The sequence below is a fragment of the Terrabacter ginsenosidimutans genome, assembly GCF_039539425.1.
Lineage (GTDB): Bacteria > Actinomycetota > Actinomycetes > Actinomycetales > Dermatophilaceae > Terrabacter > Terrabacter ginsenosidimutans.
This window is the reverse complement of record NZ_BAABDC010000001.1, coordinates 1,163,425-1,177,280: the sequence shown is the minus strand read 5'-3', so window position 1 is coordinate 1,177,280 and position 13,856 is coordinate 1,163,425. Positions and strand designations below refer to the sequence as shown.

General features: G+C 70.5%; 15 protein-coding genes. 8 read left to right on the top strand and 7 right to left on the bottom strand.

Annotated features, from left to right (window positions below; genetic code table 11):
• Positions 1 to 18: 18 nt before the first annotated feature.
• Positions 19 to 504 carry a hypothetical protein gene (locus ABD831_RS05465; RefSeq protein WP_344942660.1) on the top strand — a complete coding sequence of 162 codons (486 nt, stop codon included), beginning with the start codon at positions 19 to 21 and terminating at the stop codon, positions 502 to 504.
• Between the two features lie 12 nt (positions 505 to 516).
• On the opposite strand, the gene ABD831_RS05460 is transcribed toward ABD831_RS05465, so the two are convergent.
• From ABD831_RS05460 to ABD831_RS05440, 5 genes are all read right to left on the bottom strand, one after another.
• Positions 517 to 1,098, bottom strand: a complete 582-nt coding sequence (locus ABD831_RS05460) for a DciA family protein (RefSeq protein WP_344942656.1) — start codon at positions 1,096 to 1,098, stop codon at positions 517 to 519.
• Complete coding sequence (recF, locus tag ABD831_RS05455) at positions 1,091 to 2,332, bottom strand: DNA replication/repair protein RecF (protein WP_344942653.1); 1,242 nt, start codon at positions 2,330 to 2,332, stop codon at positions 1,091 to 1,093. Before recF ends, ABD831_RS05460 begins: the two co-directional genes overlap by 8 nt.
• Positions 2,333 to 2,407: 75 nt before the next feature.
• Positions 2,408 to 3,424 carry a phosphogluconate dehydrogenase (NAD(+)-dependent, decarboxylating) gene (gnd, locus tag ABD831_RS05450; protein WP_425582780.1) on the bottom strand — a complete coding sequence of 339 codons (1,017 nt, stop codon included), beginning with the start codon at positions 3,422 to 3,424 and terminating at the stop codon, positions 2,408 to 2,410.
• A 236-nt stretch (positions 3,425 to 3,660) separates the two neighbouring features.
• Positions 3,661 to 4,788: a DNA polymerase III subunit beta gene (gene dnaN / locus ABD831_RS05445; protein WP_142175383.1), complete on the bottom strand. Its 1,128-nt coding sequence runs from the start codon at positions 4,786 to 4,788 to the stop codon at positions 3,661 to 3,663.
• A gap of 648 nt (positions 4,789 to 5,436) precedes the next feature.
• On the bottom strand, positions 5,437 to 6,180 hold the full coding sequence (locus ABD831_RS05440; protein ID WP_344942650.1) for a TetR/AcrR family transcriptional regulator: 744 nt from the start codon (positions 6,178 to 6,180) through the stop codon (positions 5,437 to 5,439).
• A gap of 122 nt (positions 6,181 to 6,302) precedes the next feature.
• On the opposite strand from ABD831_RS05440, the gene ABD831_RS05435 reads away from it, so the two are divergent.
• Positions 6,303 to 7,289 (top strand): NAD-dependent epimerase/dehydratase family protein, encoded by a 987-nt coding sequence (locus ABD831_RS05435; protein ID WP_344942647.1) that lies wholly within the window; start codon positions 6,303 to 6,305, stop codon positions 7,287 to 7,289.
• A gap of 48 nt (positions 7,290 to 7,337) precedes the next feature.
• On the opposite strand, the gene dnaA is transcribed toward ABD831_RS05435, so the two are convergent.
• A complete protein-coding gene (gene dnaA, locus ABD831_RS05430) occupies positions 7,338 to 8,969 on the bottom strand; it encodes a chromosomal replication initiator protein DnaA (protein ID WP_344942644.1) in 1,632 nt (543 codons plus the stop codon).
• A gap of 553 nt (positions 8,970 to 9,522) precedes the next feature.
• Here dnaA and rpmH point away from each other — a divergent pair.
• The 6 genes from rpmH (at position 9,523) to rsmG (ending at position 13,123) form a co-directional block, all read left to right on the top strand.
• Complete coding sequence (rpmH, locus tag ABD831_RS05425) at positions 9,523 to 9,660, top strand: 50S ribosomal protein L34 (RefSeq protein ID WP_028051105.1); 138 nt, start codon at positions 9,523 to 9,525, stop codon at positions 9,658 to 9,660.
• Positions 9,661 to 9,678: 18 nt separating this feature from the next.
• Positions 9,679 to 10,029 (top strand): ribonuclease P protein component, encoded by a 351-nt coding sequence (rnpA, locus tag ABD831_RS05420; protein ID WP_344942640.1) that lies wholly within the window; start codon positions 9,679 to 9,681, stop codon positions 10,027 to 10,029.
• The gene (gene yidD, locus ABD831_RS05415) at positions 10,026 to 10,367 is read left to right on the top strand and encodes a membrane protein insertion efficiency factor YidD (protein WP_344942637.1); all 342 of its coding nucleotides are present in this window, start codon (positions 10,026 to 10,028) and stop codon (positions 10,365 to 10,367) included. The genes rnpA and yidD overlap by 4 nt, the downstream gene beginning before the upstream one ends.
• Positions 10,368 to 10,460: 93 nt before the next feature.
• Positions 10,461 to 11,453 carry a membrane protein insertase YidC gene (gene yidC / locus ABD831_RS05410; RefSeq protein WP_142175396.1) on the top strand — a complete coding sequence of 331 codons (993 nt, stop codon included), beginning with the start codon at positions 10,461 to 10,463 and terminating at the stop codon, positions 11,451 to 11,453.
• A 92-nt stretch (positions 11,454 to 11,545) separates the two neighbouring features.
• Positions 11,546 to 12,244, top strand: a complete 699-nt coding sequence (locus ABD831_RS05405) for a Jag family protein (protein WP_344942633.1) — start codon at positions 11,546 to 11,548, stop codon at positions 12,242 to 12,244.
• Between the two features lie 87 nt (positions 12,245 to 12,331).
• On the top strand, positions 12,332 to 13,123 hold the full coding sequence (gene rsmG, locus ABD831_RS05400; RefSeq protein ID WP_344942630.1) for a 16S rRNA (guanine(527)-N(7))-methyltransferase RsmG: 792 nt from the start codon (positions 12,332 to 12,334) through the stop codon (positions 13,121 to 13,123).
• 508 nt (positions 13,124 to 13,631) lie between these two features.
• Here rsmG and ABD831_RS05395 read toward each other — a convergent pair.
• Positions 13,632 to 13,760 (bottom strand): hypothetical protein, encoded by a 129-nt coding sequence (locus ABD831_RS05395; RefSeq protein ID WP_344942628.1) that lies wholly within the window; start codon positions 13,758 to 13,760, stop codon positions 13,632 to 13,634.
• Positions 13,761 to 13,856 lie beyond the last annotated feature (96 nt).

The window sequence follows — 13,856 nt, the reverse complement described above, 5'->3', positions numbered from 1 at the left end:
AGTCGTACAGTTCGCACCGTGATCAGGATCAACGTCGGGGGACACGAGTACGACTCGTGGGACGCGCTGCCCGAGGAGGTACGCGCCCAGCTGCTCGCCGCGGGCGTCGACCCCGGCCCCGACGGGCGGCTCGACTCCCTCGACCTGTCCCGGGCGGCCGGGTCGCTCACCCGGCGCACCGTCGTGACCGGCCCCGGCGGCGCCCCACTTCCCCCCGTTGTCGCCCGCGTGCTCGCGTCGATCGCCGACGCCTTGAGGCCGGCCGCGCCCGCGACCACTCCGCTGCCCGCACCCGGCGCGCCTCCACTCACGGTCCCCGACGATCGCGTCCTTGCGAGCGTGGGGGCCGACGCCGTGGACGACGCTGGGGACGACGCTGGGGACGACGTGGACGCCTCCACCGGGAGGTCGCGGCGCCTCCCGCTGCTCCTCGGGTGGATCGTCATCGGCGCCACGGTGCTGCTCGCGGCGACCGTGGTCGTCATCGGGCTCTCCGGCATCTGAGGGACCCGCGCCTCAGCCGTAGGTGTCCCGGGGCCCTCGCGAGTCGGGCGAGCGCCTCATGCCGCGGTTCCACGACGGGGCGCTGGGGCCGACGACCCTGAGCTCGCTGACCGCACCCGCGCCGATCTCCTCGTCGATGCGGGCCAGCAGCGACGACGCAAGCAGCCGCATCTGGGTGGCCCATGCCGTCGAGTCGGCCCGCACCGTAAGGATGCCGTCGACGAAGGTCATCGGCTCGACGTGGGCGGCGATGTCCGGGCCGACGATCTCGGGCCAGCGACCCATCACCGAACCGACCGCGACGTCGACCTTCCACCCGCGGTCGAGCAGCAGCCGGTCGAGCTGGTCGCCGAGCAGCGCGGGGTCGCGGCCGTCCCGAGCCGAACCGGACAGCACCGCGGCCTGGCCGATCGGCCGGCGGCGCTTCTTCGGCTTCATCCCCGGGCGCAGTCCCTTCTCGGCCGCGCCGGCGCGGGCCCGGGCGAGGGCCGAGGCAGCCGCGTCCGCGATCCGGGTGTCCTCGTCGGTCGGCTCGGGGACGTCCTCGGGCAGCGACTGGGGTGAGGCGGGGGAGTCGGGGGTCTCGTCACTCATCGGCGCCGTCCTCGACGACGGGTGAGGACGCGGCGTGCACCTGGCCGAGCTCCACGGCATACGTCGTCCCGCTCCGGCGGAGCACCTCGGGCACGTCCGCCCCGACGGCCGCCGTGATGAGCACCTGCTCGCAGTCGGCGACGAGCGCCGCCAGCCGCTCGCGGCGCCCCGAGTCCAGCTCGGCGAAGACGTCATCGAGCACGAGCACCGGGTCGTCGCCGAGGTCGCGACGCAGGAGGCGGTATGCCGCGAGCTTGAGTCCCAGCGCGAAGCTCCACGACTCGCCGTGGCTGGCGTAGCCCTTGGCGGGCAGCTCGCCGAGCGAGAGCACGAGGTCGTCGCGGTGCGGCCCGACGAGTGAGATGCCGCGCTCGATCTCGTTGGACCGCACCTGTTCCAACGTCTCGAGCATCCCCGACCGCAGCTCCTCGACCTCGGGCACGTCACCGCCGGCCAGGCGCTTGGCGAGGTCCTCGTGGAGCGAGCTCTTGTAGATGGCCCGGGCGTTGGACGACGCCGCGCTCACCGCGTCGTAGCACTCGGACAGGTCCGGCGCGAGGTCCCGCAGGAGGCGCAGACGGGCATAGAGCAACTGCGCCCCGACCGTGGCCAGGTGGTCGTTCCACACGTCGAGGGTGTGCAACGCCGACTCGCGCGCCTCGTCGAGCGGCAGGTCCCCGTCGCGGGGCGGACGCGGCGGGCGGCGGGACCCCTTGCGCAGCACCGGCGCCGCCGACTTCAGCAGGGCGTTGCGCTGCTTGAGGATCTTGTCGTAGTCCGAGCGCACCCCCGACCACCGCGGCTGGCGCTGGACGAGCAGGTCGTCGAGGAAGCGGCGCCGCTCGGACGGGTCTCCCTTGACGAGCGCGAGGTCCTCAGGGGCGAAGAGCACCGTGCGCACCGTGCCGAGCACGTCTCGCGGCCGCGAGACGGGGGCGCGCCCGAGGCGTGCCCGGTTGGCGCGCCCCGGCGTGATCTCGAGCTCGACCATCGTCTCGCGGTCGTCGCGCATGATGGCTCCGCGCACGATCGCCTGCGCCGCCCCGAACCGCACGAGGGGCTGGTCCGTCGCCACCCGGTGCGACCCCAGCGTCGCCAGGTAGCCGACCGCCTCCACGAGGTTGGTCTTGCCCTGGCCGTTCAGCCCGACGAGCGTGGTGACACCCGGCGTCAACGCGAGCTCGGCGCTCGGATAGCTCCGGAAGTCCTTGAGGGTCAGGTGGCGGACGTACACGTCAGGAGTGCTGGTTCTCGAAGGTGGCAGGGCCAGGTGCCTGGCCGCGCAAGGCTCCCGGCCGTGCCACGGACGTCAGGAGGTGGAGCCGGTGCCCGACGAGGGTCCCGCGTTCGCCGCGTCGCCGGCCGCCGAGCCCGGCTGCTCGGGGGCAGGGGCCGGGTGGGTCGAGCCCTCGGCGCCGGTCTTGCGACGCAGCTCCTCGCCCTCGGCGATCGACATCACCTGGTGGCCACCGAACTGGCCACGCAGGGCGGCGACGGCCTGCATCGTCGGCGAGCTCTGCTGACGCGAGGCGAAGCGGGCGAAGAGCGACGCGGAGATGACCGGCATCGGCACGCCGAGCGCGATGGCCTCCTCGACCGTCCACCGGCCCTCGCCGGAGTCGTTGGTGTAGTCCGACACGTCGTCGAGGTGCGGGTTGTCCTCGAGAGCCTTGACCATGAGGTCGAGCAGCCAGGAGCGCACGACCGTGCCGCGGCTCCACGCCTTGAAGGCGCCGGGGACGTCCTTGACGATGTCCTTCTTCTCGAGCAGCTCGTAGCCCTCGGCGTAGGCGGCCATCAGGCCGTACTCGATGCCGTTGTGCACCATCTTCGTGTAGTGCCCGGCGCCGGCCTCGCCGGCGTGCACGAAGCCCTCCTCGCGGGGGCCCTCGGGGCGCAGCGAGTCGAAGATCGGCATGGCCCGCTCGACCCACTTGTCGTCGCCGCCGCACATCAGGCCATAGCCGTTGTCGATGCCCCAGATCCCGCCGCTGACGCCGCAGTCGACGTAGCCGACCTGCTTCTCGCCGAGCAGCTTCGCGTTCTCGAAGTCGTCGGTGAAGCGGGAGTTGCCGCCGTCGATGACGAGGTCGCCCGGCTCGAGCAGGTCACCGAGCGCAGCCACCGTCTCGCGGGTGGGATCGCCCGCAGGCACCATGACCCACACGACGCGGGGCGCCTCGAGGGCCTTGACCAGGTCGGACAGCGATCCCACGTCGGCGACGTCCGGGTTGCGGTCGAAGCCGATGACCTCGTGGCCCGCGCGACGCAACCGCTCGCGCATGTTGCCGCCCATCTTGCCGAGACCGATGAGACCGAGCTGCATGTCGCGAGCCTTTCTGCGGGGGAGCGTGCGGGGTGGATCGGGTGGAGCGCTTCGAGGCTACGCCTACCCGGCATCGGGTCCGTCCAGACCCGATGGACCGAGCCGACCGGCCGGGTGGGTGTGCGCCCGTGACGTGCCGGCTGGACGTGCCGGCTGGACGTGCCGGCTGGACGTGCCGGCTGGACGTGCCGGCTGGACGTGCCGGCTGGACGTGCCGGGTGAACGTGCAGTGGTGCTCAACTGGCGAAACGGACCGGCATCAGCACGTAGCGGTAGCTGGTGTCGGGCTCGGAGTCCGCCTCGGCCTGGCCGGTCAGGACCGCCGGCCGGCTCGGCTGCGTGAAGGACAGCCGGCTCCAGGCGGTGCCGACCGCGTGCAGGCCGTCGAGCAGGAACTGCGGGTTGAACGCGATCTGGATCTCGGGACCGTTGAGCGTGGCCTCGACGGCTTCGGAGGCCTGGGCGTCGTCACCGGTGCCGGCCTCGATGGCCACCTGGCCGTCGGTGAACTTCAGCAGGACGGGGGTGTTGCGCTCGGCGACGAGGGCCACGCGCTTGACGGCCTCCTCGAGCGCAGCGGTCTCGATGACGGCCTCGGTGTCGACCGAGGTCGGGAAGATCGAGGTGACCTTGGGGTACTCACCGTCGAGCAGGCGCGTCGTCGCGCGCCGCTGGCCTGCCTCGAAGCCGATCAGCCCGTCGCCGCCCTGACCGAGCGCGAGCTCCACGGAGCCGGACGCACCGAGCGCACGCGCCGTGTCGGAGAGCTGTCGGGCGGGGATGAGGGCGACGTGGCTCGCGTCGGTGACCGACGGGCTCCACGTCAGCTCGCGCATCGCGAGGCGGTAGCGGTCGGTGGCGAGGAGGGTCACCTTGTCGCCGTCGATCTCCATGCGTACGCCGGTGAGGATGGGCAGGGTGTCGCCCTTGTCGGCGGCGATCGACACCTGCGCGACCGCCTGGGTGAAGACGTCGCCGGCGATGGTGCCGCTCGTCTCGGGCGAGGCGGGCAGCGTCGGGTAGTCGGCCACCGGCATCTCCCGGAGCGCGAAGCGCGAGGAGCCGCACGCCACGTTGACCTTCGTGCCGTCGGTGCTCACGTCGATCGGCTTGTTGGGCAGGTTGCGCGAGATGTCGGCGAGCAGCCGGCCCAGGACGAGGACCTGACCGGCCTCGGCGACGTCGGCCGGCACGGTGATGCGTGCGGAGACCTCGTAGTCGAAGGCCGACAGGGTCAGCGTGCCGTCCTCGTTCGCGTCGATGAGCACGCCCGCGAGCACGGGTACCGGCGGGCGGGCCGGGAGCCCGCGGGCCACCCAGGTCACGGCCTCGGCCAGGACGTCTCGCTCAACCCGAAACTTCACGGTGCACTCACTTCGACGGGGTAGGTCATTGGGGCTCAGACACTAGTGCCTGCGGGTGACTGGCACCACAACACTCCCCGAATGGCGGTCCCGACCGATTCACCCGGGTTTTCCGGAGTGCGCCACCGCGGCCGTCGGGCGTGGGAGAGACCCTCGTTGTCGGGGCTTCCCTCCTTGACTGGGATCTCGTCATAGTCATAGGTGCTGTGGATGCTGTGGACAACCCGCGTCGAGGCTGGTCAGGCCGCCGATGGGGCTGTGTACGGGGTGTGGGGTGGGCGACGTCGCGGCGACGGGCTCCTGTGGACGCGTCGCGGTCGTGCACATCGTCCTCACAGGCTCTGGGGCGGTTGTCCGCAGGTTCGGGACCGTCGTCCACACGTTTCCACAGCCGCGTGTGGAAGAGCCGTCGGCATATGTCCGCTTTGCCTCGGTTCCTGACTAGTCACCTGCGCATGGAGAGATGTTCTACTTCCACAGAGTTGTCCACAGATGGTGGAAAACCTTGGGCTCGTCATGGCGAAGGGCGCTCTCCGAGGCCAGGTCACGGCGCGGTCACGCTGTGCACACAGGTGTGGATAACCCTGTGGATGAATGTGGACGTATGCCCGTTGGCGACGTCTGGAGGGACCGTACGACTCCCGGTGGCTAGCCACCGGGGGCCCGGATGACGCAGCGCCGCGACACGGCGAGGAGGCAGTCGAAGAGCGCCTCACCGTCCGGCAAGGGGCCCAGCTGGGCGAAGACCTCGCTCGTGACGGCCCCCAGCAGCAGGGTCCAGGCCGCGATCCCCTGGGTCAGGGTGACGGCGTCGAGGTGGGTCGAGGCGAACATCGAGGACTCCAGCAGCCCCCCGACGCCGGCCTCCGCGCGCCAGGGGATCACTCCGAGGCGGTCCTGGTCGGCGAGGCGACCTGCGCGGCGCACGTCCTCGAGGAGGGTGACGAGCAGGGCGAGCACGGCCGTCCCCGCCTCCTCGGTGCGTTCGGCCGGCGCTTCGTAGTCGGGCACCGGTGATCCGTAGATGAGCGCGAAGTCGTGCGGACGCTGGATCGCCCACGCTCGGAGCGCCCGTCCGAGGGCATCCCATCTCCCGTCGAGGTCGTCGGTGGGGACGACGTCGTGCGCAGCACGCACCGCGCCGGCGAGCGACCAGTAGGAGTCGACGATGAGCCGGGTCAGCAGCTCGTCGCGGCTGTCGACATAGCGGTAGATGCCCGACGAGACCATCCCGAGGTCGCGTGCGACCGCGCGCAGGCTGAGGGCCGCCGCCCCGTCGGTGGCCAGGTGCGCGCGGGCCACCCGGAGGATGTCGGCCTCGACGGCGAGGCGCTTGACGGCGCGCTTGCCCAACGGCTCCGGCACTGGCCCGGGGCGGGACGTGGTCTCCATGGACCGAGCCTGCCACAGCTTCACATAAAAAGTGAGCAGTGCTCTTGATTTGTGGGCGCTGCCCGGGCATCCTTGAAATGTGAGCAGTGCTCACACTCAACCGCGATCAACCAGGAGCAACCATGAGCCACCACCTCGTCCTCGGCGCCGGCGGCGTCGGGCGCGCCACCACCGCCGAGCTCGTCGCGCTCGGCCACACCGTCACCCTCGCCTCGCGGTCGGGGCGCGTCACCGAGCGACCCTGGCAGGCAACGGACCCCGACGCCGTCGAGGTCGTGTCCGTCGATGCCGCGGACACCTCCGCCGTGAGCACCCTGGCCCGCGGCGCCGCGAGCATCGTCAACGCCGTCAACCCGCCGAGCTACCTGACGTGGGACACCGACTGGCCCCCGGTCGCCGCGGCCACGCTCGCCGCCGCCGAGTCCACGGGAGCCGGTCTCGTCATCATCGGCAACCTCTACGGCTACGGCGAGGTCCAGGCGCCCATGCACGAGGACGACCCGATGCGACCGGCCGGCCACAAGGGCCGCATCCGTGCCGACATGTGGCGCGAGGCCCTCGCCCGCCACGAGGCCGGGCACCTGCGCGTCACCGAGCTGCGCTCCAGCGACTACTTCGGACCCGGAACGACGCCGCGCACCAGCTACCTCAACGACATCGTCATCGACGCGCTCCTCGCCGGACGCCCGCCGTTCGTGCCCGTCGGTCGAGCCGACGCACCGCACTCGTGGACCTATGTCCCCGACGTCGGTCGCCTCGCTGCCCGGGTCGCCAGCGGAGACGACGGCTGGGGCCGCGCCTGGCACGTCCCGACGGCGGCCGCCCGCACCTTCGACGAGGCCGCCGCCGACGTCGCCCGTCTCGCGGGCGTCAAGGCACGCCGGGTCCGAGTGCTGCCGAGGCCGCTCGGCACGGCGGCCGGACTCGTCGTCCCCTTCATGCGCGAGGTCCGCGAGACCCGTCACCAGTTCGAGCGGCCGTTCGTGCTCGACTCGGACCTCACCCAGCGCACGTTCGGGCTCGCGCCCACTCCGTGGGAGGAGGCCCTCACGGCGACCGTCGCCGCCCGCCGCGAGGCGAGTCACGCCCACGCGGACACGGCGGCGTGACGCAGACCCGGCCCCACGGCATACGCCATCGGGTCGGGTCTGCCCGCGTCAGTGAGACTGCTGGCGGATCCGGTTGGTCAGCTCGGTGACCTGGTTGTAGATGGCGCGGCGCTCACCCATGAGCTCACGGATCTTGCGGTCCGCGTGCATGACCGTCGTGTGGTCACGGCCGCCGAAGTGCTGGCCGATCTTCGGCAGCGACAGGTCGGTCATCTCGCGGCAGAGGTACATCGCGATCTGGCGGGCTGTTACGAGCTGGCGCGAGCGGCTCGAGCCGCAGAGGTCCTCGAGCGTCACGGCGTAGTAGGCAGCGGTGACCGCCATGATCGTCGCCGCCGTGACCTGGTTGGGCGTCTCGTTGGGGAGCACGTCCTTGAGCACGATGACGGCGAGCGGCAGGTCGACGGCCTGGCGGTTGAGGTTGCTGAACGCCGTGACGCGGATCAGGGCGCCCTCGAGCTCGCGGATGTTGGTGCTGAAGTTCGTCGCGATGTACTCGAGCACGTCGTCCGGCACCGACATCCGGTCCTGGATCGCCTTCTTGCGCAGGATCGCGATGCGGGTCTCGAGGTCGGGCGGCTGGACGTCGGTGAGCAGACCCGACTCGAAGCGCGTGCGCATCCGGTCCTCGAACCCGGACAGCTCACGCGGCGGCAGGTCGCTGGTGATGACGATCTGCTTGTTCGCGTTGTGCAGCGTGTTGAAGGTGTGGAAGAACTCCTCCTGGGTCTGCAGCTTGCCCTGGAGGAACTGGATGTCGTCGATGAGCAGCACGTCGACGCTGCGGTAGCGGTTCTGGAACGCGCTCGCCTTGTCGTCACGGATGCTGTTGATGAAGTCGTTGGTGAACTCCTCGGAGTTCACGTAGCGCACGCGCACGTTGGGGAACATCGTGCGGGCGTAGTGCCCGATCGCGTGGAGCAGGTGCGTCTTGCCCAGCCCGGACTCGCCGTAGACGAAGAGCGGGTTGTACGCCTTGGCCGGCGCCTCGGCGACCGCGACCGCCGCCGCGTGGGCGAAGCGGTTGCTCGCGCCGATGACGAAGGTGTCGAACGTGTACTTGGGGTTGAGGCGCGTGTCGCCGGGCGAGCTGGGCTCGGGGCGCTGCTGCAGTCGCAGCGGCCCGCTCTCCCCGCCGCTCAGCGGGTCGGGGCCGAGCTCCATCCGGGTCTGACCGCCGGGGTAGGCCGGCTGGCGTGGCTCGTCGAGGTCGGCGCCGTTCAGCGCGGGCGCGCTCTCGGCGAGGTCGCGCAGCGGGTTGTGGGCGCCCGCGCCGTAACCGGTGGAGCCGTTGTGCTGACCGTTGTGCTGGGCGTTGTGGCCGGCTCCGCCGTGGGCAGGCGCTCCGTGCATCGAGCCGCCGTGCACCGCGGCCTGGCCGCTCGGCTCGTCGCTGATCATGCCCAGGTCGGTCTCGAGGCTCTCGTCGACCGACACGGCGAGCTGGACCGGGTGGCCGAGCTGGCTCGCCAGCGCCTCGTGGATCTGCTCGCGGACCCGTTGCTCGAGGAAGTCCTTGGTGAAGGTGTTGGGTGCCCGGACCAGCGCGGTCTGGTCGAGCACGCCGACGAGGCGGCACAGCCGGACGAACGCGCGCTCCTGGTTGGACAGTCCCACCGAGTCGAGGGTGCCGAGCGTCTGCTGCCAGATCTGCGCGTAATCGACGCCTGTCTCGGCCACCTGATCCCACCTGCCCCTGAAGTCAATGCTGTTGCACCGGTTGTGATTGCCGGCTCTGTGTCGCCTTGGTCTCGGCTCGAGCGGGAGCTCGACCATGCTCGGTCGACCGTCCCGGCTCGGCCGTGTCCTGGTGAACGATGCCCTGTTGTCCACACGTTTGTCCACAGCCTGTGCATGGAGTGGCGAGGATCGTGAACCACGAAAACTACAGGCGCGGAGGCGCGGAAGACAATTGAGCCGCCAACAGATCTTCGGCTAGGCGGCGTGTCGCCTTGCATTTGTCCCGTGACCTCCAAGGATCGTGGGTTTTGGCCGTGCCGAGTGGCGGGGCATCGCCGGTTTGACCCTCGTTCCGCGGCTCCCGTATCGTTGACCGAGCGTGTCTGCGACCTCTTTCGCATGCCCATGGCCCCCGAGCCCGTCCAACCGGACCATCTCGGCACTCCACGGGCTTGCCGATTGCGGTCGCATCGGCCACCGACAGCCCCACAACGGGAGCCGGGCCGACGTCGTCGTGACGTCGGACGGGCCCCTGCAACCTACGGAGAACCTCGTGAGCAAGCGCACCTTCCAGCCGAACAACCGTCGCCGCGCCAAGACGCACGGCTTCCGCCTGCGCATGCGGACCCGCGCCGGCCGTGCCATCCTCGCCGGCCGCCGTCGCAAGGGCCGCGCCGAGCTCTCGGCCTGAGCCGCCGGAGGCCGCGGCGTGCTGCCGGCACGTCACCGACTGCGTGAGCGGACGGACTTCACCTCGGCAGTACGCGGGCCCGGCGCCAGCAGAGCAGGCGGGCGACTCATCGTCGTGCATGCCAACCGGACCGATGCGCGTGCGGATCTTCCGCCGCGCGTCGGTTTTGTTGTGTCCAAGGCCGTCGGCAACGCCGTGGTGCGCAACCGGACCAAGCGTCGGCTGCGCGCCAGCATCGCGACCCGGCTGACCGGCATACCGGCAGGCCTCGACGTCGTCGTGCGGGCCAACCCCGCCGCTGCCGCTGCCACCTGGGACGAGCTCGACCTCGCCGTCGCCCGTCAGCTCGACAAGGCGTGCCGACGATGAGCGTCACGCTGAACCGGGTGCTCGCCTCGCCGCTCCTGCTCGCCGTTCGGGTGTACCAGCGGTTCATCTCGCCGCTCTCCCCGCCGAGCTGCCGCTTCTACCCGAGCTGCTCGGCGTATGCCGTCACCGCGCTCACCCGGTTCGGTCCAGTGCGCGGGGGCTGGCTCGCACTTCGCCGGCTCGGCCGCTGCAACCCGTGGAACCCGGGCGGGGTCGACCCCGTTCCGAAGACGTGGGCCACGCGCAACGACGTGCGCCCCGAGGACTTCCGCCCGGCCGAACCAGGGGCGGACGAGCACGACCAGCACGCAGTCAAGCACCGCGAACCCACGACCTGACCAACCGGCATATGGTTGCCGATCAGTGGTGAGTGGCCCAACACCTCGAACCCGAGCTGGACCGGCCGGCCCACCAGACCACAGAGGAAACACGTGATCGACTTCTTCAACACCCTGCTCTATCCGATCAAGCTCGGTGAAGCCTGGGTCATGTACGGCTGGCACTGGCTCTTCGACAAGATCGGCCTCAACGGTGACCTGGCCGGCTGGGCCTGGGCGCTGTCGATCGTCGGCCTCACGGTCGTCGTGCGCCTCCTGCTCATCCCGCTCTTCGTCCGCCAGATCCACTCCTCCCGCCGGATGCAGCTCATCCAGCCGGAGATGCAGAAGATCCAGAAGAAGTACAAGGGCAAGCGCGACCCGGAGTCCCAGAAGGCGCAGCAGGCCGAGATCATGGATCTCTACCGGCGCACCGGGACCAACCCGTTCAGCAGCTGTCTGCCCATCCTCATCCAGAGCCCCTTCTTCTTCGCGCTCTTCCAGCTGCTCAACAACCTCAAGGCCCAGGCCGAGGGCGTCCCCGGCCACGACGCGATCGGCCCGATCACCCGCGAGGTGGCGGCCCAGATCGAGAGCTCGACGATCTTCGGAGCCAAGCTGTCGGACTCGTTCCTGACGCCCGGCGCCAGCCTCAACGTCAAGATCCTCACGGCCGTCCTCATCGTCCTGATGTCGGCCACGACCTTCACGACGCAGTACCAGCTGATGCGAAAGAACATGCCGGCGGCTGCGTTGGACAACCCGTTCGCGAAGCAGCAGAAGGTCCTGCTCTACCTGATGCCGATCTTCTTCGCGATCTCCGGCATCAACTTCCCGATCGGCGTCCTGATCTACTGGCTGACGACGAACCTGTGGACCATGGGCCAGCAGTTCTACGTCATCCGCAACATGCCGGCTCCCGGGTCCGAGGCCGAGCACGCTCGCCGCGAGCGGCTGAAGCGCAAGGGCAAGGACATGCAGGAGCTGACGGTGCCCGGCCTCGAGACCGGCGACGTGGTCCCCGACGACGCCCCCAAGGCGGGCCAGCGCCAGCAGCCGAAGGGCAAGAAGCGCGCCAAGACCCAGCCGACCAAGAACCGGCGCTGAGGTTCGTCCACAGACTTGTCCACACTGCTACGGGCCTCTGAACTGCGGAAACGTCAGTTCTCCACAGCGCCCGGGTGAATGAAGGAGTATCCATGAGCGACACCCAGGCCACCGACCGTGAGACCCCGACCTCCCCGGACGTGGAGGAGCAGGCTCAGCCGACGGAGGCTGCGGAGGCCAGCGAGGCCACCGAGGCCACCGAGGCCGGCGACGACACAGCCGGCACCGACAGCACCGACACGATCGAGACCGAGGTCGTCGCAGCGACGACCGACGCGACCGACGAGCCCCAGAAGGCGGAGAAGGGCGACAAGAAGTCGCGCGTCCGCCAGCTCGAGCGTGAGGGCGAGGTGGCGGCGGACTTCCTCGAGACGCTCCTCGACATCGCGGACCTCGACGGCGACATCGACGTCGACGTCGACGGCGACCGGGCCGCCATCGCCATCGTCGACTCCGACGAGGGCCGGGTCCCGCGCCGTCTCGTGGGCACCGACGGCAAGGTGCTGGAGGCTCTCCAGGAGCTGACCCGTCTCGCCGTCCAGGCGGAGACCGGCGAGCGCAGCCGTCTCATGCTCGACGTCGCCGGCCACCGTGCCCAGCGCCGGTCCGCACTCGTCGAGCTGGCGCAGGTGGCCATCACGGAGGTCCGGGAGTCCGGGACCAAGCAGGCCCTTGAGCCCATGACGGCCTTCGAGCGCAAGGTCGTCCACGACGAGGTCGCGGCCGCCGGTCTCGTCTCCGAGTCGGAGGGCGTGGACCCGCACCGTCACGTCGTCATCCTGCCGGAATGACGGAGGCCCGTTTCACGTGAAACGGGCTGCCTCCAGAGGCCTCCACACCCACCATCGCCAGTCGCACCACCCGAGGAGTGAGAGCGCGTGACCCACGATGCTCTCGACGCCACAGAGCCTCCGGCAACACCACCGGTGGCTGCGGACGTCTTCGGAGACCGACTCGCGCTCGCCGAGCAGTTCGTGGCGATCCTGGCCGACACCGGGATCAGTCACGGTCTCATCGGTCCGCGCGAGACGCCTCGCCTCTGGGACCGGCACGTCCTCAACTGCGCCGTGGTGCAGGAGGCGATCCCGCGCGGTGAGCAGCCGCAACAGGTCATCGACGTCGGATCCGGCGCCGGCCTGCCGGGCCTTGCCCTCGCCATCGCCCGGCCGGACCTCCATCTCGAGCTCGTCGAGCCCCTGGCCAGGCGTACGGGATGGCTGACCGGCACGGTGGCGCAGCTCGGGCTCACGAATGTCACGGTTCACACGGCTCGCGCGGAGGCGATGTGGGACCAGCTCCATGCACCCTGGGTCACGGCTCGCGCGGTGTCGCGCATCGTCCAGCTCGCCGAGTGGACCCTGCCTCTGCTCGAAGCCGGTGGCAGCCTGCTGGCCTTGAAGGGGAGTCGTGCCGCCACCGAGCTCGACGAGAGCCGCACCGCCCTGGCGCGACTCGGTGTCGTCGATGCCGGAGTGGCCGAGTTCGGCGTGTCTGTGCTCGACGAGCCCACCGTGGTCCTCCGGTGCACGATCGGCGAGGTCGTGGACCGGCGTCGGTTCCGTTCCCGGCAACCCTCGAGCGCCGGTTCGGCGCGTCGGCGGGCCGATCGGCCACGAGCATCGCGACGCTCCGGGCCGGGAGTCGGCGACCGACCGCGTCATCAGCCATGATCGTGTCCAGACCATTTCGACGGACCACTCCTGCGGACCCCTCCGCGAGTCGTTCCTCAACCCCGGAGGTGCTCTCCCTGTGACGATGTCGACCAACCTGGGCTGGCCGAGCGAACCGGACCCCGGGCCGGAGCACCGGCGACTCGGCTGGCTGGCGCGCATGTTGGGCGTTTCACGTGAAACCCCCGCGGTCCAGGGCGTGAGCACGCCAGAGGGGGACTCCGCCGAGTCAGCACGGGTGCAGGCGGTAGCGGGCGCCGACATCGAGACGCGGTCGGGTGACGTACCGGGCCCGCCGTCCTCGGACGCGGTGCACCCGTCGACTCCCGTCGAGCGTGGGCCCATGGGTGAGCCTGACGGCGAGCCCGACGGCCTGGCTGATGCTGACCGTGAGACGGATGCCGACAGCGACACAGCGAGCGACCCAGAGAGTGACCCGCAGCGTGCCGCAGAGATCGGCCTCGGTGCCTCGACGGCCGAGCCGCTCGCTGTCGACGAGGTCCCCTCGTCACTCGGGACCGACGTCGACGACGTCGATGACGGCGATGACGAGGCCGGTGTCACGGTGATCGACGGCGACAGAAGCAACGTCGACGACAGCGACAACGACACCGATGATGGCGATCACGGCGATCACGGCAGCAGCGGGACCGGCGAGTTTGGGACGGATGCCAGCGGTTCGGCACCGTCGAGCGAGCCGGCGACGCCCGCGGCCGAGTCCCTCCAGGATCCG